Raw genomic sequence first — 20,284 nt, forward strand, 5'->3', positions numbered from 1 at the left:
GCGAACATTGCGTCGGCTCATTGCGCGATGCTCAGCAGCGCAGCGCGGTCGGTGACCTTGACCCGAGGGCGGTCCGACGATGTGTTGCGCTCGTGTTCATCGATGCGCGTCCAGCCCTCGACACCCACCGCGGCGAAAAGCTTGTTCGCCACCCGTTCGGCAAAATTTCCGGTGGGATGGCTGAGCAGCCCTGCGGCGTAGTCGGCTAGGAGCAACTTGACCGTGTCGGCAGCATCGTATTTGTTGGTACCGATTACGCCGGTCGGCCCACGCTTGAACCACCCAGCGACATACACACCCGGTTCGACCCGTCCGTGGTCGTGCACAACCATGCCGCTGGCCTCATCGAACGGCAGACCGGCAATCGGTGTCGCTCGGTAGCCGATCGCCCTCAGCACCAGACCTGTCTCGAGTGCTTCACGATCGCCTGTTGCGACCAGCCTCCCGTCGCGAAGTTCGTTGCGCACCAAGTGCACACCCTCTACTCGAGTAGATCCAAGCACTGCAACCGGCGACGTCATGAAGCGCAGAATGATCCGTCGTCGGCCACCCCGTGGCGTGCGGGTCGACAGTTCGCGAAGCAGACGGAGCTTGAGGCGGTCACCGTAGACCACAGGTTCGCCGAGGTTGTCGAAATTGGCGTCGACGAGGACATCGACATCGTCGAGCTGAGTGAGTGCCAAGAGTTCCGTGCTGCTGAACGCCGCTGTCGCTACAGTGCCCCGGGCGAGCACAACGACTTCTTCCACATTGCGATCGGCGAGGGCGACGAGGGCATGGTCGGCGATATCGGTTTTACGCAAAGCGTCGACGGGGAGTGTCAGAATCCGGGCGATGTCCAAGGCGACATTTCCGCTTCCGACGATGACGACGCGTTTGGTCCCCAGGTCGAATGCGCGGGTGGAAGAATCCGGATGCCCGTTGTACCAGGCCACAAATTCCGCTGCCGTGTGTGAGCCAGGCAAGTGTTCGCCGTCGATGCCCAAGGACCGGCTCCCAGCGGCGCCGACCGCGTAGACGAGGGCATCGTGACAACTGAGCAGCTCACTGTGCGTGATCTCCGCACCGACCTCGACGTTGAAGTAGCAGCTCACCCGCGGATGGCGTAGGAAGCGTTCAAATGCCGTCTGCACGCGTTTGGTGGTCGGGTGGTCAGGCGCGACGCCGGACCGGACCAAGCCGCCGGGGGTCGGCAACCGGTCAAGTACGGCGATCTCCTCGACGACGGCGCGAGGCTGGTCCAGAAGGTGACCAACTGTGTACATTCCGGCCGGCCCAGTGCCGATCACGGCTACCCGAAGACTCATTGTTGTGTGAAATAGCCGGCGTTGATATCCAGATACGGATGCATGCGTTTCGGGAGGTGGAGATCGGCGTAGATCGCCTCCACCGGACAGGCTTCAAAGCACGCGTTGCAGTCGATGCACGTCGTCGGATCAATGTAGAGCTGCTCGGTCGTCGTGAACTCCGGTGATGACGGCACCGGATGGATGCAATCTACCGGGCACACCTCGACGCATATTGCGTCGTTACAACAGCTTTGGGTGATGACATAGGTCATCTCTTGTTCTCCTTACCGCCTCGTCACTGCGATCCTCGGCGCCTACAAGCTCTACGCGCACTGCGGTCGAGTTGAACACCGGCAGTTGCGAAAGCGGGTCGATTCGTTGGTTGTCCACCAATAAGTTTCGATTTGTGCCCAGCTGGCCGGCGGCAGTGCCGGTGTGCGGATCGAAGTGCCTGCCGCCCCAACCATGCGGACTACAGACGACACCGGGCCGAATTGATGTGGTCACTATCGCGGGCAACTCGATACTGTTGGTCTCCGAAATCACCCGGACGCGATCCCCATCGCGGATGCCAACCTTGCCCGCATCGGCCGGGTGGATCTCAATGGCGTTGTCCTGCTGCGCCCTGAGGCCGGGGGATTCATTGAGCCACGAGTTCATCGCCTCGCGCGTGCGCTTGTTGGCGAGGAGCAGCGGGAATTCATCGCCCTCGACGGGTCGGCGGCGTAAGGCCTCACGAGTGGCTTCGACGAACATCTCGGGGGCGATCCGTACGCGCTTGTCCGGTGTCCGCAGAGCCTTGGCCAGGTCGCCGTAGCGCCGTGGACCGTAGACCAGCCCGTGTGGTGCGTTGATGATGTCGGCGTATTTCACACGTCGGCCGGCGGCCAGCATCCCTCGAACTACCCAGTCGGGGTTCATTGCCAGGCCGGGTCGATTGGTCCACCGAGCGAGTTTCTTGGTCAGCGCGGTGAAGCGGTTGACGCCGGGTTTGCCGAAAAGATTGCGTCCCATCGCGGCGGCCAGCGCCTCGCAGAACTCCCATTCCTCGAGCACACCTTCGGGTTTTTCCAATGTCCGGGCCCCGTACTGGATATAGGGCACTTCCTGAAGCGAGGCCAGAACGGGCGACAACTCTGAGCGCTCCAGCCAGTGCGTGCCGGGAATCAGCCAATCGGCGTGACGGTGGCTCTCCCGTTGAACGATGTCGATGGCCACCAGGAAATCCAGCGCGGACAGTGCCTCATCCAGCGCGCGGCCGTCGGGCCCGGAGACGACGGGGTTGCCGAACGCGATGAGCATCGCCTTGATCTGCCCGGGCCCGGGTGTGTTGATCTCGTCGGGGATCTCGGCGACCGCATGATAACCGACGATCGCCGGAAGTCCCCGGACGCGGGAGCGGTGCTTGGTCGACGGGGCGACCATCGCCAACACCTTGCCGATGTCGATGACGCCGCGTTCAAACCTTCTGCCTCCCGGGCGGTCGGTCCGGTCGGTGATCAGGTTGAGCACGTGTGACAGCCACTCGCCGAGGGTGCCATTCTCGTTCTGGGAGACACCGGTGTGCGCGACGCACATCGCTCGCCGCGCGCCGGCGAAGCGTCTGGCCATGTCCCGTAGTGTCGCAACGCTCACGCCGCATCGTTCGGCCAGATCGCCCAGGTCCGCTTCCCCGACGAGACCGCGTAGGTCGTCCATCCCGGCGATCGGCAACGTGGTCGACAAACGCTCGAGATTCTCGTCGAGGATCACCTTGATCAGCGCGAGCAGAAACGCCCAGTCGCGTCCCGGCAGGATCGCGACGTGGTTGTCGGCGCATGCCGCCGTCGAGGAGGTCCTGGGGTCCACGACGATGATGTACGCACCGGCCTGCTGTCGCTGCAACACACGCTGCCAACCCCGTGGATTGTTTTCCATCCAGTTGAACTTCGACACCGCAGGGTCCATCCCGAGCATCAGAAAGCAGTCACAGTCGTCGATATCCGGCACGAGCGAAACCTGTTCGATCCCGTACAACTGCTCGCAGACGATGTGCCCGCCGTTTTGATCGACGGATCCGTAGAAGAAGCGGTTCTTAGTGCCTATCGCATCAAGCAGGCCCGAATACCAGGTGGCGTTGGTGAACGTGAATCCGATCGGGTTGCCGTTGTAGGAACCGATCGCGTCCGCGCCATGGCGGTCGATGATGTCGTTGAGACGTTCTGCTATTGCGGAAATGGCTTCGTCATAGGAGGTCTCGACGTAGCGGTCGCCCACACGCTTCATCGGTCTGGTGATCCGGTTGGGGTGTTGGGCAGCCTGGTGAGCGGTCTTTCCCTTTCGACAGAAATCCCCCCATGTGTAGGGGTTCTGGCGGTCAGGCTCGATCGAGATCACCGTGTTCGACTCCTCGTCCACCGTCACCTCGAGCCCGCAGGAGGCAACGCAGATTCGGCAAAAGGTGTGAACTTTCCGTTCCATACCGCCCCTTGGTACCGCGCCCGGCTCTAAAACACTAACCAGGTTAGCATTAATCTCACACTTACGGTCACAACATGTTTCACTCGCGGCCCAGCCAGCACCTCCTACTGCGCCAGATACCCGCCATCGACGGCGAACGCCGACCCGGTGACAAAGGACGCCGCATCCGAGAGCAGCCACGCCGCCGCTTCGGCGATCTCTTCCGACCGCCCCGGACGTCCGATCGGGTGGGCGGCAATGACCGCCGCGATCTGGTCCGCATACTGTGGATCGTCTTGGTGACGCTCGAACATCGGTGAGGCGATGACGCCGGGCATCACGGTGTTGATACGAATGCCTGACTTCGAGTACTCCGTCGCCGCGGCCCGAGTAAGTCCGACCACGCCGTGTTTGGCCGCGATGTAGGCGGCGGCCTGCGGCATCCCCGCCTGGCCGAGCACCGAGGCGGTGTTGACGATCGCGCCCCCTCCGCTGTTCAGCATTGCGGCGATTTCGTGCTTCATGCAGAGGAACACCCCGGTGAGGTCCACCTCGTTGACTCGACGCCACTCTTCCAATGGCATGAGGTGCAGCGGCATAGTAGTTTGTTCGACACCTGCGTTGTTGAAGGCGCCATGCAGGCGGCCGGTTTCCGACACCACTCGCTGAACCAGCGCCTCGACCTGTTCCTCTGAACTGACGTCCACTTGCGCGAAGCTTGCCTTGCCGCCTTGGGCTGCAATCAGCTCCACGGTTTCCTCACCCTCGGTAGACAGTACGTCAACGGCTGTGACCACTGCACCCCGTCGGGCGAGGATCAACGCCGCAGCACGACCAATCCCGCCCGCGGCGCCAGTGACGATGATGGACTTGCCGGCGAGCGAGTCGACAAACGCTTCCATGACTACCTCTCGGTGAACTCTGTTTAAGCGGGCAGCGACTGGTCTGTGACTGCAATGCAGCGATTCAGTGCAGATCGCCACCAACAATCCGGTCCCGCCGGGCGGCACGTCGCGACCGAATCCCACCAGCGGATGGTGTATCTCGAACAGATCGGTGGGCTGAGTCCGAATTCTCATCAGCTCTCCTACGAGATCTGGCGGTGGAACGAACATAGCAGACGGCTATCGTCCGATATAGAGAGATTCGTCGAAACCAAGGTGTCGCGGTGGGTGGCACACAGTTCACACCATCACTGCGACAGACGCTTTGAACCCTGGCGAGTCCTTCAGTCAGTCCGTAAGTGGTGTCCAAGCACCCAACTGGGCTTCCGCTTGTCGGCGAAGGCGGCCAGACCTTCTCGTCCTTCGTCGCTCGCGAAGTGCCGAGCCGACATGCGTTCGAGGTCGGCCAGTTCGGCTTCCAACCGTGCGATCGCGGCCGCGCTGCGCGTCAGCCGCTTGGTGGCCGCCAACGCGCCCGGCGCGGCGAGGTTGAAGGCGTCGGTGAAGCGGCGCACCTCGTCGTCGAGGTGCTCGGGCTCGGCGATGACGTCGACCAGACCGGCTTGCTGCGCCCACTGCGCCGACACGGGCAACCCGCTGAGGTACAGCCGATGGACCGCGGCCGGCGACATCCGGGGCAGCATCACCGCCGAGATGACCGCCGGCACGACACCGAGGCGAACCTCGGTGCACGCGAAACTGACTGTGCGGCAGGCAATGACAACATCGCACGCCGCAACCAGTCCCAACCCCCCGGCGCGCGCCACCCCGGTCAGCGCGGCGATGACCGGCTTCGGCGAGCGCCACAGCTCGACGAGAATCTGCGGCACCGTGGGCGCGTCGGCGGCCGGCGTTTGGCTACGGACCTCCTTCAGGTCGGCGCCGGAGCAGAATACGGTTCCGGTGTGGCCCACCACGATGGTGCGGACATCGGCGTCGGCGAGCGCGTCGCGAAGTCCGGCATAGAGTTCGGTGCGTAACCGGGCGGACAGCGCGTTGCGGTTGGCCGGCGAATCCAGCAGCAGCCGGGCGACACCATCCTCGCGTTCGATGCGGACGAGGCTCACGCGCCGCGGCCCGCCTCGGCTTCCTCGGCACGAGTCGATCCGGCCAATCCCATGAGGTCTTCATGGAGTTCGAACCACACCGTGTGGTAGCTGTCGGTGATCGGCTTCGACACGAAGCTGTGGTCCCCTGCCGCCACGGCGTCGGCGGCCTTCACCAGCCTCGTCTTGTAGTGCGCCAGCCGTGGTGCCACGGCCGTGATCAGATCGAGCAGCGGCAGGACCTGCCGGTGCAGGGTGTGGAGGCGTTCGAGCACCTGGCGGTCGTAGTCCGCGTCGGTGTGGTCGTTGGGCTGATCGGGTCCACGCGTCTGCCAATCGGTGATCAGCGCCTTGAGCTCGAAATTGTGCTCGGTGAAGGTTCCGTAGAGCTGTTCGACCGCAGACGCATCGGCGTCGCGATGTTCCGCGGCAACGAGTTCGGTGCACCGTTGGCGTCCGGACGGAGTGATCCGGTAACCCATCGGCGTCGACTTGAACAGCTCGCGCGACGCGTACTCCTCGAGCTGTGCGCAGACGTCGGCGGGGTCGGCGCCGAGGCTGTCCGCGACCGCCTCGGGCGAGACCCGCCCCTTGATCGCCACGAGGCGCAGGATGGTCAATTCGTCGATCATCGTCATTTCCTTCCTGCTGCGTTCACACCGACCGATTCGGCGATGGCGTTGCGATGCATGCTCGGTGGGCCAAAGAGGGTGGCGTTGACCTTGGCGCGCCGCAGGTACCAATGCGCGGGATGTTCCCAAGTAAAGCCGATACCGCCGTGGACATGGATGCACGACTGGGCGGCGGACACCGCTGCCCTGGTCGCGACGAGGAAGGCCAGCTCGAGATCATCGAATCCGGTGGTTTGGATAGCCTGTTGTATTGCGGCATCGGCGAATTCGGCGTCGAGCAACACCTCGGCACACCGATGCTTGATGGCCTGGAACGATCCGATGGGGGCACCGAACTGGTTACGCGTCTTGGCGTGTTCGACGGCCATCTCGAGGCATGCTCGCGCCACGCCCAACTGCTCGGCGGCCACGGTGAGCACTGCCCGGCGGTATGCCGCCCGGAGCGCACCAGCGGCCGCAGTTGCCTCCACCGCGATCCGCGCCGGCGCCCGCTCGAGGGTGACCTCGACCAATCCGCGACTTGGGTCGAGTTGGTCAGCGGTCACCGTCGCCGCAGTGCCATCGGCAACGAAGAGCGCCAGACCCGGCCCGGATACCGCGACGACAAGTACCGCGTCGAAATCACACGGCGGCGCGAGGCCCCACGAAGTGCCGTCCAGCAGCCATCCGCCGGTCCCTCCGGTGGCGACGACGGCGGCCGGTGGCATCGCCGTCGCTGCGGTGTTCAGGCCGGCCAGGGCGACCGCATAACGGTTGCCCGCCAACTCCTTCGTCAGCTCGATTCCATCGACGTTCCCGTGCGACAGCAGCGTGGCGGCCAGGATCACGCTCGGCAGGAACGCCGACGGCGCCGTCTGCCTGCCGATCTCCTCGCCGACGAGCACCATCTCGCGCTCGCCCATGCCGAGCCCACCGCTTTGGCCATCCAGCAGCAGACCCACGAGGTCCAACTGGTCGACGACATCACCGCCACCGGCGGTCAGCGCCTGCCTGGTGGTCTTTCTGAGGTCCTCGAGCAGGTCCGAACTCACGTCACTGGCCTCCAACCGTAGCCGGAAAAGTATAACCAGGTTAGCCTAAAGCCTCGGATGGGCCTATTCGATGAGGTCGAGCAGCTCTCGGTGGCCCTGGTTCTCGAGCATCTTCTCGGTGGTCTCCTCGAGATGGCGCCGCCACAGCTGCTCGGCGTCGGCAGCCTTGCCGTCCTCCACGAGCCGCACGAGCTTGCGATGCACCCGGTGCGCGAGCTCGGCATCGGTACGCTTCTGCGCGTCGTCGACAGCGTGCTGCCAAACGGCTTGGGTATGTGCGGTGGTGATGTCCGACATGATGTGGGCAAAAAGCGCGAGCGTATTGCTGCCTGAAAGTTCCACCACCAGCGTATGGAAGTCGGCGTGCACCTTGCCCCATCGGCGAGGATCGTTGATCGTGTTCGACTCGAGCTCGAGAGCATCTCGGAGACGCTGAACTGTTGTCGGCGTAGCGTTTTCGGTGAGCAATCGCACGGCGGGCGGTTCGATGATGGAGCGCGCCCGGAACACATCGAAGACCGTCGTGTGTCCGTACTGCAACAGACCGCCTGCCTGCCGCGCCACCGGCTCCGGCCGCGGTGCATTGACCCGGGCACCGCCTTTACTGCCGCGTCGTATCGTCAGCAACGACTCCGATTGCAGGATCCGGATGGCTTCGCGTAGCACCGGGCGCGACACCTCATACTGAGCAAGCAACTGTGCTTCGTTGGGCAGAAAATCACCGTCGCGGAACTCGCCGAGAATGATCTTGCGGCGGATGTTGTCGGCGACCAGCTGGCCCGCGGTGGGATGCGTGATGGCTTCGCTGTCGGGATGCACCACTCCATCCTCTCATCTAATTAGCAATCCTGGTTAGCGCATAGCGCCGTCGACATTCTCCGTCAGCCGTAGCAGCACCAAGATGGTGGGTAAGGGATGTTCTGCCGCGAGCGCCGTGGCCCCCGATGCCAGCGCAGTTGTCAACGTCGAGGGGTCGCGATGGTCCACGACCGGCAGACCCGCGGCGTGTGGAGTGCCGGCCTTGCGCACCTGGACCTGGCTTCGCTCGCGCGCCCACCCCAGCAGCTTCGCCATGGCCGGGTCGCCGTCTTCCGACGGCCGGGTGAGGGGTAGCAGCCCGGCGTACACGTGGCCGGTCACCCCGTCGACAGTGACGTCGGTGCCGGCCAGGGCCAAAAGCGCACCCTTGCCGCAACCGACGACGCACGGGGTGTGCAGCTCGCGGCTCACGACCGCCGCGTGCGACGTCGCCCCGCCCTGTTCGGTGATCACGGCGCGAGCGACGATCATTCCCCCGACGTCGTCGGGGCTGGTGGTTTCGCGGGCCAGCACGACGTCCTCGCCCTCGTCGAAGGCGTCCTCGGCCGACTCGCAGTCGGTGACCACGCGCCCCGCCCCGACCCCGGGGCACGCCGGTAGCCCGGTCGCCACCGCGGTCGCATCGGCGAGGGCCGAGGGTTCGATGACCGGTGTAAGCAGGGATTCCAGCTGTGCGGGGGTGACGCGGCCCAACGCCTCGTCAACGTCGATCAGCCCCTCCCGCTGCAACGCCACCGCGATGGTGACAGCGGCGCGGGCCGACCGTTTCGCCGCCCTGGTCTGCAGCAGGTAGAGCTTGCTCGCCTCGACGGTGAACTCGATGTCCTGCACGTCGGCTCCGTCGTTCTCCAGCCAGGTCGCCGCGTCGATGAGTTGGGAATGGAGCGCGGGATGAGTCTGGGCGAGCACCGTCAGCGGGAGGGGATCGGACTTGCCGCTCACCACGTCCTCGCCCTGACCACCGGGCAGCCATTCGCCGTACGGTTCTTTGGCCCCGGTCAGCGGATTTCGGCTGAAGAGCACGCCGGTGCCGGATTGGTCGTCCAGGTTGCCGAACACCATGGCCTGCACTGTCACTGAGGTGCCGGCCATCTTGCCCTCGAGCCCGTGGTGGCGCCGATACGACACCGCCCGCGGTGAGTTCCACGACTCGAACACCGCGGTCACGGCGGCCCGCAGTTGCAGGAACGGGTCGGCGGGTACCTGCCCGTCGGCCGGAGCGACCACTTGGCAGAACAGCTCGCGGAACCGCTGGTGCGTGTCCGCCGCGAACCGGGCACCGCACTTCTCGGCGAGGATGCGTTCGACGTCATCGTTGATGCCGAGGTTGAGCACCGTGTCCATCATCCCCGGCATGCTGGCCGGAGCACCGCTGCGGACCGACACCAGAAGCGGCACGGGGCCGCGTCCGAACGTGTGGTCCGTCTGCGCCTGCAGCCAGCCGACCCCCTCCTCGATCTGCGGCCACAGCCGGGCCATCAGGTCGTCGGGTGCTTCGAAGTACTGTCTGCACGCATCGACCGTGACCGTGAACGCCGGTGGTGTCGGGAGCCCCGCGGCGCGGATCTTGGAGAGCCCGTGCGCCTTGCCTCCGACCATCATCCGGGGATAGATGCGGCTGCCGTCGAGGCGGACGACGAGTTGTCCGTCCTCCAGTTGGTTCCCCAATAGCTCGATGGCGACCGAGTCCTGAAAAGCAGAGGACGGAGAACTCACTGATACTCCTCGCGACAACGTGATATCACTATCATATAACCAGGTTAGCGATTAAGCTGCCATCCGGTGCTCACCCCACAGTAGGAAGTGCGATGGAACCACAACCGCCTTCGGTCGAGGTTTTCGTCCGAGACGCCCGGGCATTTCTCGATGCGCATGCCGAATACCGCCCCGACGGCTTCCCGGATGCGATGTTCGCCCAGTTCCGCGAGATCACAGATCCTGAGGCGTTCCGCAGCCGGTGCGTCGACTGGCAGCGACTGCTCTACGATCACGGATTCGCGGGCCTGACGTGGCCGCGCGAGGTCGGTGGTCGCGCGCTGCCCTCGGCGTATGCCCTGGCCTGGGCCGATCTCGAAACCGAGTACGCCGTGCCGCGTGGCCTGTTCGGCGTGACGCTCGAGATGGTGGGCCCGACGCTGCTGGCGGTCGGCACAACGGACCAGCGCAAGCATTGCGCGGCGATCCTGCGCGGCGAAGAAGTCTGGTGCCAGCTGTTCAGCGAACCGGGTGCGGGCAGCGACCTCGCCAGCGTGGCCACCGGCGCCGTGCGCACCGAGGCCGGCTGGCGGATCAACGGTCAAAAAGTGTGGACGTCGGAGGCGCGCCACGCCCGATACGGCTACCTGTTGGCGCGCACCGATCCGCCACAGGCGCGGCACCGGGGCCTGACCGCCTTCGTGGTGGACATGTCGACGCCCGGCATCCAGGTCCGTCCGCTCAAGCAGATGACCGGGGGCGCCTCATTCTCGGAGGTCTTCTTCGACGACGTCGACCTGCCGGCCGACGCGGTTTTGGGCGAGGTCGGCGGCGGCTGGTCGGTGGCGATGACGACGTTGGGCTTCGAACGGTTCTCCAGTTTCGGGCGCTCGCTCGGCCGGCTGGTGCGCCAGGCCGCCCTGCTCGGCTGGCCAGATACCAGCGCCCGGGAGCGGTTTCTCGACGCCGTGATCGACCAACGGGCCCTGGCCGCGTTCGAGGCCGGCATCCATCGACGCCTGCTCGCCGGTGAGACTCCCGGCCCGGAGGCCGCGCTGGCCAAGCTGGCCACCGGGACGGTGGTGTCCGCGCTCGCCGACGCGGTCGCCGACCGGCTGGGCAACGCGCTGTCGGCGCCGGACTCCGGGCTCGACGACTGGCGGTTGGTGGCGCTCTCGGCGCCGGCCTTCCGCATCGCCGGAGGTACCGACGAGATAGTGAAGACGATGATCGCCGAGCGGGTGCTCGGCCTGCCGAGGAGCTGAGCCATGGCCGAAGACCGCCTGCCGATCATCGACGCCTGGGTGCAGCCGTGGCTGCCCGAAACGGTCGCCAATATGCCGTCGCGCAACTTCACCCTGGCCGATCGCATGGCGCACGGCGCACGCCTGCGTGCCGGCATGCCCCTCGAGACCCTCGTCGAGGAGATGGACGCCAACGGCGTCGACAGGGCGCTGTGCTCCGCTGGACCGCTGATACCGAACGACGATGTGATGCGGGCGGTTGCGCGGTATCCCGATCGGCTGATCGGCGTCGCCAGCGTCAACCCCTGGTCGGTCGACGGGGTGATGCCAGCAGTGCACGAGCTGCGCCGGCTGGTGACCGAGCACGGCTTCGTGGGGTTGAAACTCGAGCCGTTCATCCTGGACAAGTTGCCCACCGAGGCCCAGTGGTATCCGCTGTATGCGGCTTGTGTCGAGCTCGACATCACCTTGCAGATCCAGGTCGGTGGAACGGGCCCGTCGACCTACACCTCGGAAACCGGCAGGCCCGGCCACATCGACCGGATCGCCATCGACTTTCCCGAGCTGCGCATCGTCGCGGGGCACATCGGCTGGCCGTGGACCGAGGAGATGATCGCGGTGGCCGCCAAGCATCCCAACGTGTACATCGACACGAGCGCGCACCTGCCCAAATACTACCCGGCCACGTTCACCCACTTCCTGCGCACCTACGGGCGGCACAAATGCATCTGGGCCAGCGACTGGCCGATCCTCACCTTCGAGGCGGCGATGGCCGGGCTGTCCGAGCTGGCGCTCAAGCCCGAGGTCGAGCGTCTTTTTCTGCATGACAACGCCGCGAAGGCGTTCGCGCTGCGTCGGTGATCGGGCGGGGCTTGCCTCCAGACCACATCTTTTATATAACCAGGTTAACAATTTGGAGGTGTCTTGCCGGTTCTCGCTACTGAGGTCGTTCCGTCGAGCGAGCCCTATCGACGGGCCCGAACGCGCACGCAGGCGCTGCTCGCCGAGGTCACCGACCTGCAGAACCAGGTCGCGCAGGGCGGCTCCAGCGCGTCCGTCCAACGCCACCGCGATCGGGGAAAGCTACCGGTGCGTGAACGTCTGGCGCTTCTGGTCGACCGGCACGGCTTCATCCTCGAACTGTCCACGCTGGCCGGGTGGGGGACCACCGACCCGCTCGGCGGCGGTCTGATCACCGCCGTCGCCGAAATCTGCGGGCGCCCGGTCATGGTCATCGGCAACGATCCCACCGTGCGCGGCGGGTCGCTTTCACCGACCTCGATCACCAAAACCTTGCGCGCCATGGACATCGCGGAAGCCAACCGACTTCCCGTCGTCACCCTGGTGGAGTCCGGCGGCGCCGATCTGGACAAGCAGGCCGACATCTTCGTGCCCGGCGGCGAACAGTTCCGTCGGCTCACCGAGTTGTCGGCCTCCGGAATTCCTACGGTGTCAATCGTTTTCGGCTCATCGACGGCCGGCGGTGCCTATCTGCCCGGGATGAGCGACTACACCGTCTTCGTCAAGGACCGCGGTTACGCGTTTCTCGGCGGCCCGCCGCTAGTGAAGATGGCCATCGACGAGGACGTAACCGAGCAGGAACTCGGCGGCGCCGACATGCATGCGCGGATCTCGGGGCTGGCCGATTACCTGGCCGCCGACGAGGCCGATGCGATCCGGCAGGCCCGTTCGGTGATCTCCCGGTTCGCTCACGTGGATTTGGTTCCCGGTGGGCCCGCGCCCGTCCACGATCCCGACGAGCTGCTCGGCATCGTCCCGGACGATCCGAAGACACCCTTCGACATCCGTGAGGTGATCGGCCGCATCGTCGACGCCTCGGAGTTCGATGAGTTCAAGCCGCTCTATGGGCCCAACCTGGTGACCGGCTGGGCCGAGTTGAACGGCATGCCGATCGGCATCCTCGCCAACAACGGCATCCTGTTCTCCTCCGAGTCACAGAAGGGCGCCCAGTTCATCGAGCTGTGCAACCAGCTGGCGACTCCACTTCTGTTTGTCCAGAACATCACCGGCTTCATGGTCGGCACCGCGGCCGAGAAGGGGGGCATCATCAAAGACGGCGCGAAGCTGATCAACACGGTGGCCAACTCGCGCGTCCCCCACGTCACTTTGATGGTCGGTGTCAGCTACGGCGCGGGAAACTACGCGATGGCCGGCCGGGCCTACCGGCCGCGTCTGGTACTGACCTGGCCCACCCATCGCATCGCGGTGATGGGCGGCAGGCAGCTGGCCGGCGTGATGTCGATCGTCCGTCGGCGTTCAGCGGCCTCGCGCAACCTCGAGTTCGACGACACCGCCGATGCCGCCCAACGCGCCAACGACGAGGAACGGATCGAGTCCGAATCCACCGCGCTCTACGCCACCGGGCGCGGCTGGGACGACGGCATCATCGACCCGCGCCACAGCCGTGCCGCGCTCACCGTCGCCTTCGCTATGTCACGCACCGCCGAACCGGCGGGTGTCCGTCCGCCGAGCGGCTTCGGCGTCTTCCGGTTCTAGTGAGGAAACCCGTGCATCGTTTGTTGATCGCTAACCGAGGTGAAGTGGCGAGCCGAGTGGCACGCGCAGCGCTTGTCCGCGGTGTCCGCACGGTGGGGCTGTACTCCGACGTCGATGCGGAACTGCCCTACCTCGATGACGTCGACGAGGCGGTTCGGCTGCCCGGCCAATCCGCCGCCGACACCTACTTGAACATCGCGGCCGTGCTGGACGCGGCGCAACGCACGAACTGCGATGCCGTGCACCCCGGCTACGGGTTTCTTGCCGAGAGTGCGGAGTTCGCGCAGGCCGTCGCGGCGGCGGGCCTGGTCTTTGTGGGGCCGCCGGCCGAATGCGTCGCGGCGATGGGCTCCAAGGTCCGCGCCAAGGAGTTGGCGCGCAAGGCGTCGGTGCCGGTTCTGCCTGACGCGGTGATCAGCGGCGCGACCGCCGATCTGCTGGAGCTGGCCGCCCGCGTCGGATACCCCCTGCTGGTCAAGGCCAGCGCCGGCGGTGGCGGGCGCGGCATTCGGCTCGTCGAGAGTGCGGGCGACCTGCTTACCGCGGTGGCCTCGGCGCAACGTGAGGCAACGGCGGCGTTCGGTGACGGCACCGTATTTCTCGAGCGCTTCCTTGCCGGCCCCCGCCACATCGAAGTTCAGATCTTCGGTGACACCCACGGCAACGTCGTGCATCTCGGCGATCGCGAATGCTCGGTGCAGCGGCGGCATCAGAAACTTCTCGAGGAATGTCCGGCGACGCTCGTCGACCCCGAGTTGCGCTCGGCGATGGCGGCGGCGGCCGTTCGCCTCGCCGAGGAGATCGGCTACGTCGGTGCGGGCACCTGTGAGTTCCTGGTGCAGGGTGAGGACTTCTTCTTCCTGGAGATGAACACTCGACTCCAGGTCGAGCACACCGTCACCGAGGAGGTCACCGGCATCGATCTGGTAGCCCTGCAACTTGATATCGCCTCCGGTGCCCCACTGCCCATCAGCCAGTCCGAGATCACCTTCACCGGGCACGCGATTCAGGCACGCGTGTGCGCCGAAGACCCGTACGCCGGGTGGCTGCCCAGTTCGGGGTATGTGCGCCGGTACTGGCATCCGCACGACGAAGGCGTCCGTTACGAGGACGGGATCTGTTCGGGCGTGTCCATCAGCCCGCACTACGACTCGATGATCACCAAGGTCATCGCGCGCGGGACCTCCCGGAATCGGGCCATCCGGGCGCTCGGCGACGCGTTGGGCAGCCTGCAACTGCACGGTCCGGCCACCAATATCGCGGTCCTGCAACGGATCCTCACCGACGAGGAGTACGAGCGCGGTGCGGTGACGGTGAACTGGCTGGAACGGCGCGCCGATCTGGTTGCAGCGACGCCACTTCCGGTGCACGCGGTGGGCGCGGTCGTGGCTGCCGCGGTCGACAGGGCCAAAACCGTGTGGCCGCTCTCGCCGGCGTGGTCGAACGCGCCCCGCCCGCCGGTGCAGTGCACGGTGGTGGACGACCACGGCGCCCGTTATGAACTGTCGTATCGCCCGCCGTCCGCTGCCGGCCAGCCGTTCGGCCCGTTCCGGGTGAACGACGACGACTTCACGGTCCGTTCCCTGGCCCGGAACGGCCACCGCTGGCGCGTCGAAGTCGACGGCGTCACCCGGGTGTTGCAGGTGATCGCCGATGGCGACCTCGCCGCGGACGGGGGCGCGCGGGTCTGGGTCAACGGCGGCACGGGGCAGGTCGCGATGACGGTCGAGCCGCGGTTCGCCGTGGCGAGTGTCGACAGCATCCTCGGCGGACCCACATCGCCGATGCCCGGCACCGTCCAGTCCGTGCATGTCTCTGTCGGCCAGCGGGTTTCGGCCGGAGACCGGCTGGTGGTGGTCGAGGCGATGAAGATGGAACACGTCATCCGGGCCTCGGCGGACGCCGTGGTGGCGAAGGTGCTCGTCGAAGCCGGCCAGGCGGTTGCCGCAGGCGGTGTTCTGGTGGAACTCGAGGACCCTTCGTGACCCGCCCATGCCGCATCGCCAACTGCTCGGGTTTCTTCGGCGACCGGGTCAGCGCGGCGGCGCAACTGCTCGACGGGCCCGACCCGATCGATGTGCTCACCGGCGACTGGCTCGCCGAGCTGACGATGTCCATCCTGGCCAAGAGCCGCGAGCGGGGCCGGGCCGGTTACGCCACGACGTTCGTTACCCAGATGGAACAGGTGCTCGGTCAATGCCGTGAGCGCGGCGTCAAGGTGGTGTCCAACGCCGGTGGCATCGACCCGCAGGGCTGTGCCGACCAGGTGCGCCAGATCGCAGATCGGCTCGGCATCGCCATCTCCGTGGCCGTCGTCGGCGGTGACGACCTGACCGAGCGACTCGACGAACTGCGCGCAGCGGGCGAGGCCTTCCCGCATCTGGACACCGGGCAGACCTGGACCGGTGACAGCAAGGACGTGGTCGCCGCGAACGCCTACCTCGGCGGTCACGCGATCACGGCGGGGCTGCGCGCGGGCGCCGACGTGGTCATCACCGGACGGGTCGCGGACGCCGCGGTGGTGTCGGGCGCCGCCGCGTGGTGGCACCGCTGGAGCGCCGACGACTTCGACGCGCTCGCCGGCGCAACCGTCGCCGGCCACACCATCGAGTGCGGCACCCAAGCCACCGGCGGTAACTTCGCGTTCTTCACCGACATCGCCGACCTCACCGAGCCCGGCTTTCCGATCGCGGAAATCGCCTCTGACGGAAGCAGTGTCATCACCAAGCAACCAGGCACCGGCGGCGCGGTGACGGTGGACACGGTGACCGCTCAGCTGCTGTACGAGATCGCCGGTCCCCGGTATCCCGTTCCCGATGTGGTCGCACGCTTTGACACCGTGCGGGTGCGCCAGCTGGAGACCGACCGGGTACAGATCTGCGGCACACGCGGGGAACCCGCCCCCTCGATGGCGAAGGCACTGCTGACCTATCCGGGTGGCTTCCGTAACTCGATGACGCTGGCCCTCACCGGCGCCAACCGTCGCGCCAAAGCGGAGCTCGCCGAACGAGCGGTCTGGGCGCAGGTTCGCGACGGCCGTGGACGTTTCGCTGAATCGGCAGTCGAAGTCGTTGGGGCGAGCCTGGATTCGGATGATCCGGCCGACCAGAGTTACCTGCGCATCTCGGTGGCCGACGCGGACGCCGCGATCGTGGGCCGCGAGTTCTCCTCGGCGGTGGTGGCCACCGCGCTGGGCAGCTTTCCCGGTCTGTACCTGACGACACCACCAGGGTCGGCGACGGAGTTCATGATGGGCTGGCCCACCCTGATCGACGCATCACACCTGCGGGCGCGGGTCCGCGTCGACGGGCGAGAAGCCGACGTGGCCACACCTTTCGAAACCCGGACGATGCCTGTTGATGAACCGCGGCCAGCCCTTGGCGACAACGCGTTCCGCGGCGTCGAGCTCACGACGATCAACGTCGGCGCCTACGTGGGTGCGCGTTCGGGCGACAAGGGCGGCAACGCCAACCTCGCCCTGTGGGTACGGGACGAACGGGACATGCCGTTGCTCGAATACCTGACCGACCCGGACCGGCTCACCACACTGCTGCCCGAACTCGCGCCCCACGAGATCCGCGTCTACGCGCTGCCCAACCTGCTGGCGTTCAACGTCGTCATCGTCGGGCTGCTCGGCAACGGCGTCGCGGCATCGCTGCGCGAAGACCCTCAGGCCAAGAGCCTGGGCGAGCGATTCCGCGCGGTCCGGGCCCGGGTGCCCAGCACCCTGGTGCCACAACTCATCTCGACGGAGGGCTGACATGCAGTTCAGCCAGGAGCATGACCTCTTCCGCACCAGCGTGCGCGAGATGCTGGCCAGGACCGTCGCGCCGCGCTACGAGGAGTGGGAGAAGGCGGGTCGCTTTCCCGCCCACGAACTCTTCCCGGAGTTCGCCAAGCTGGGCCTGCTCGGTCTGCAGTACGACCCGGCGTACGGCGGGGAGGGTGCCGACCATTGGTTCACCGTCATCGCATGCGAGGAGTTCGGCCGGCTGCCGGGCAACGGAATTCCGATGGCCTACAACGTACAGGCGAACATGGCCACCCCGTCGCTGCACAAGCACGGCAGCGACGAACTCAAGCGGGAGTACCTGGTGCCCGCGATTTCCGGCGAACAGATCTGTTCGATCGCGGTGACCGAACCGGACGCCGGTTCCGACGTCGCGGGCATTCGCACCAGGGCCGTCCGCGACGGCGCCGACTGGCTGATCACCGGCGCCAAGACCTACATCACCAACGGTGTCCAGGGCGACTGGCTGTGCCTGTTGGTGCGCACCTCCGACGAGGGCGGTTACCGCGGCATGAGCCAGGTGATCGTTCCCACCAAGAGCCCGGGCCTGACCGTCAGCCGATCACTGGCCAAACTCGGCAACTGGTGCTCTGACACCGCCGAGTTGACCTTCGACCGGGTCCGGGTTCCGGTAGCCAACACCATCGGCGAAATCGGGCGGGGATTTCAGCAGCAGATGGAACAATTCCAGACCGAACGCATCAGCGCCGTGTATCAAGCTGTCGGCCAGATGGAAACCGCGATCGAGCTCACCATCGACTACCTCCAGCAGCGACCCGCGTTCGGCGCCAGGCTCATCGACAACCAGTACCTGCAGTACACCCTGGCCGAGCTGGCCTGTGAGGTCGACGCGCTCAAACGGTACGCGCACTCCTGCGCCGAGCTCATCGTCGCGGGCGCCGACGTCACCCGCCGCACCAGCAGCGCGAAACTGCTGGCCGGAAAGTTGATTCGCCGGGTGGCCGACACCTGCCTGCAGTATCACGGAGGCATGGGTTACATGGCCGAGACCTGGACGTCGCGGTTTTTCCGGGACTCCCGGTTGCTGTCCATCGGCGGTGGCGCCGACGAGGTGATGCTGCGGGTGCTGGCCCGCGATCTGATCAGCAAGCAGTTCTTCGACGACCACGAGAAATCACAGAAAGCAGGCCGACCATGACCACAACGGAATCCACATCCGCTGCGCAACAAAGCACCGATCGGGTGCGGTTGGACAAGGACCACGACAACCACATCGCGCGGATCACGATCTGCAACCCGCAGAAGAAGAACGCGATGGCCCCCGAGGACTGCGAGCTGATGGGCCGCTACCTCGACGACATCGCCGAGGACGACGCCATCAAGGTGGTGCTGGTCAGGGGCGAGGGCGGCGTCTTCACCACCGGCGTCGACCTCAACCGGGCGTACGGCTGGTACGACACCCCCGGGGACGACCGCCGGCCCAGCCAACGGCGCCGGCTGGCCGTGGACCGCAAGGGCCAGCGGATGTTTCACGATTTCATCGGGTTCCCCAAGGCCACCATCGTGCAGGTCGAGTCCTACGCGCTGGGTCTGGGCCTGGAACTCGCACTGGCCGCGGACCTTGCCGTGGTGTCGCGCCAGGCCAAGATCGGCATGCCTGCCGCGCGGTTCCTCGGACCGGTGCTCGGCAACGTGGCGTTGTTCATGCACCGGTTGGGTCCCGTCGTCGCGCGCGACCTCATGTTGACCGGCCGCACGGCCACCGGCGCGGAGTTCGAGTCCGCCAAGCTGTTCACCCGGTTCGTCGACGAGCAGGACGTCGCCGCGGAGACGGAGGCGCTGGCTGCGCTGGTCGCCAAAATGCCCGCGGACGGCCTCGCGATCGCCAAGGAGGCCTACCGTCTGGTGGAGGCGAGTTCGGCGCTCGGACTGGAGGAGACCACCGCGTACCTGTTCCACAGTTACGGCACGAACCTCCGGTTCGAACCCGACGAGTTCAACTTCGTCAAGGAACGCGCCAAGAGCGGAACCAGCGAGGCGTTCCGCAAGCGCGACGAGCACTACGGGACGGGGTCGGCGCAGTGACGGCGCAGACGTACGCACGCACGCTGCCCGACAAGGTTCTCGTCATCGGCGGCAGCCGCGGGATCGGTCGCAGCGCCGTGGTCCAACTGGCCACAGCGGGGATCGCCTGCGCGATCGGCTACGTGGAAAACGATGCGGCGGCAGAGGAAACACAGAATCTGGCCGCCGACACCGGCGGCCCGCGGCCCGTGCTCGTGCGCGGTGACCTCGGCACGGACCCGGCCGGGCTGGTGGACGCGGCCGTCGAAGCGTTGGGCGGTCTGGGGGGACTGGTGACCACCGCGGTGCCCATCGTCGCCGGGCGCACCCTGAAGGTGACCCGCGAAGAATACGACCGGGTATTCGACGTCCAGGTATGGGGGCTGTGGGAGGCGATCCGCACCGCGCTACCCGAACTCGAGAAGGTCGGCGGGGCGGTGGTGGCGGTCAGCAGCCTCGGCGCCAACCACTATGCCCGCTACTACGGCGCCATCGGCCCGGCGAAGGCGGCGATGGAGAACCTCGTCCGCTACTTCGGCGCCGAGTTGGGGCCGCGCGGGGTGCGGGTCAACGGTATCTCTCCGTCCCTGGTGGACAACCCCGGCCACGGCGGCGAGGGCATCATCGCCGGCGTCGCCGACATGCAGGCGGCCGTCGCGCAGAAAACCCCGCTGCGCCGGCTGGGGCACCCCGACGAACTCGCCTCGGTCATCGTCTCGCTGTTGTCCAGCGACTTCCGGTTCGTCACCGGGCTCACCATCCCCGTCGACGGTGGCTACAGCCTGCTGGCCTGACCCCGCTCTATCCGGAAGG

The 20,284-nt window shown here is 66.3% G+C and carries 15 protein-coding genes and 1 pseudogene; 8 read left to right on the forward strand and 8 right to left on the reverse strand.

From position 1 onward, the window contains the following. Window positions 1–17: 17 nt before the first annotated feature. The 8 genes and pseudogenes from ABQE44_RS11000 to ABQE44_RS11035 form a co-directional block, all read right to left on the reverse strand. Window positions 18–1,561 (reverse strand): annotated as a pseudogene (locus ABQE44_RS11000) (FAD-dependent oxidoreductase). Beyond that, a complete protein-coding gene (locus tag ABQE44_RS11005) occupies window positions 1,530–3,929 on the reverse strand; it encodes a molybdopterin-containing oxidoreductase family protein (protein WP_448429718.1) in 2,400 nt (799 codons plus the stop codon). Before ABQE44_RS11005 ends, ABQE44_RS11000 begins: the two are co-directional and overlap by 32 nt. Next, entirely contained in the window at window positions 3,854–4,630 is a 777-nt protein-coding gene (locus ABQE44_RS11010; protein WP_448429720.1) for an SDR family oxidoreductase, read from the reverse strand. The genes ABQE44_RS11005 and ABQE44_RS11010 overlap by 76 nt, the downstream gene beginning before the upstream one ends. A gap of 326 nt (window positions 4,631–4,956) precedes the next feature. Beyond that, window positions 4,957–5,739, reverse strand: a complete 783-nt coding sequence (locus ABQE44_RS11015; RefSeq protein WP_448429722.1) for an enoyl-CoA hydratase-related protein — start codon at window positions 5,737–5,739, stop codon at window positions 4,957–4,959. Further along, the gene (locus ABQE44_RS11020) at window positions 5,736–6,350 is read right to left on the reverse strand and encodes a hypothetical protein (RefSeq protein ID WP_448429724.1); all 615 of its coding nucleotides are present in this window, start codon (window positions 6,348–6,350) and stop codon (window positions 5,736–5,738) included. The genes ABQE44_RS11015 and ABQE44_RS11020 overlap by 4 nt, the downstream gene beginning before the upstream one ends. Window positions 6,351–6,352: 2 nt before the next feature. Further along, on the reverse strand, window positions 6,353–7,381 hold the full coding sequence (locus ABQE44_RS11025; protein ID WP_448429726.1) for an acyl-CoA dehydrogenase family protein: 1,029 nt from the start codon (window positions 7,379–7,381) through the stop codon (window positions 6,353–6,355). A gap of 63 nt (window positions 7,382–7,444) precedes the next feature. Continuing rightward, entirely contained in the window at window positions 7,445–8,200 is a 756-nt protein-coding gene (locus ABQE44_RS11030) for a FadR/GntR family transcriptional regulator (RefSeq protein ID WP_448429728.1), read from the reverse strand. Between the two features lie 33 nt (window positions 8,201–8,233). Next, complete coding sequence (locus ABQE44_RS11035; RefSeq protein WP_448429912.1) at window positions 8,234–9,856, reverse strand: pyruvate, phosphate dikinase; 1,623 nt, start codon at window positions 9,854–9,856, stop codon at window positions 8,234–8,236. Between the two features lie 152 nt (window positions 9,857–10,008). Here ABQE44_RS11035 and ABQE44_RS11040 point away from each other — a divergent pair, with 152 nt between their 5' ends. The 8 genes from ABQE44_RS11040 to ABQE44_RS11075 all read left to right on the forward strand — a co-directional run bounded on the left by ABQE44_RS11040 (window position 10,009) and on the right by ABQE44_RS11075 (window position 20,265). After that, entirely contained in the window at window positions 10,009–11,160 is a 1,152-nt protein-coding gene (locus ABQE44_RS11040) for an acyl-CoA dehydrogenase family protein (RefSeq protein ID WP_448429730.1), read from the forward strand. Between the two features lie 3 nt (window positions 11,161–11,163). After that, window positions 11,164–12,000 (forward strand): amidohydrolase family protein, encoded by an 837-nt coding sequence (locus ABQE44_RS11045; protein ID WP_448429732.1) that lies wholly within the window; start codon window positions 11,164–11,166, stop codon window positions 11,998–12,000. Window positions 12,001–12,063: 63 nt separating this feature from the next. Next, window positions 12,064–13,656: an acyl-CoA carboxylase subunit beta gene (locus ABQE44_RS11050; RefSeq protein ID WP_448429734.1), complete on the forward strand. Its 1,593-nt coding sequence runs from the start codon at window positions 12,064–12,066 to the stop codon at window positions 13,654–13,656. A gap of 11 nt (window positions 13,657–13,667) precedes the next feature. Further along, on the forward strand, window positions 13,668–15,641 hold the full coding sequence (locus ABQE44_RS11055; protein ID WP_448429736.1) for an acetyl/propionyl/methylcrotonyl-CoA carboxylase subunit alpha: 1,974 nt from the start codon (window positions 13,668–13,670) through the stop codon (window positions 15,639–15,641). Further along, complete coding sequence (locus tag ABQE44_RS11060; protein WP_448429738.1) at window positions 15,638–17,416, forward strand: acyclic terpene utilization AtuA family protein; 1,779 nt, start codon at window positions 15,638–15,640, stop codon at window positions 17,414–17,416. Before ABQE44_RS11055 ends, ABQE44_RS11060 begins: the two co-directional genes overlap by 4 nt. A 1-nt stretch (window position 17,417) precedes the next feature. Continuing rightward, entirely contained in the window at window positions 17,418–18,605 is a 1,188-nt protein-coding gene (locus tag ABQE44_RS11065; protein WP_448429740.1) for an acyl-CoA dehydrogenase family protein, read from the forward strand. Then, window positions 18,602–19,492, forward strand: coding sequence for an enoyl-CoA hydratase/isomerase family protein (locus tag ABQE44_RS11070; protein WP_448429742.1), 891 nt, complete (start codon window positions 18,602–18,604; stop codon window positions 19,490–19,492). Before ABQE44_RS11065 ends, ABQE44_RS11070 begins: the two co-directional genes overlap by 4 nt. Next, window positions 19,489–20,265 (forward strand): SDR family oxidoreductase, encoded by a 777-nt coding sequence (locus tag ABQE44_RS11075; RefSeq protein ID WP_448429744.1) that lies wholly within the window; start codon window positions 19,489–19,491, stop codon window positions 20,263–20,265. The genes ABQE44_RS11070 and ABQE44_RS11075 overlap by 4 nt, the downstream gene beginning before the upstream one ends. Window positions 20,266–20,284: the final 19 nt, after the last annotated feature.

Source organism: Mycolicibacterium sp. XJ2546 (assembly GCF_053483195.1).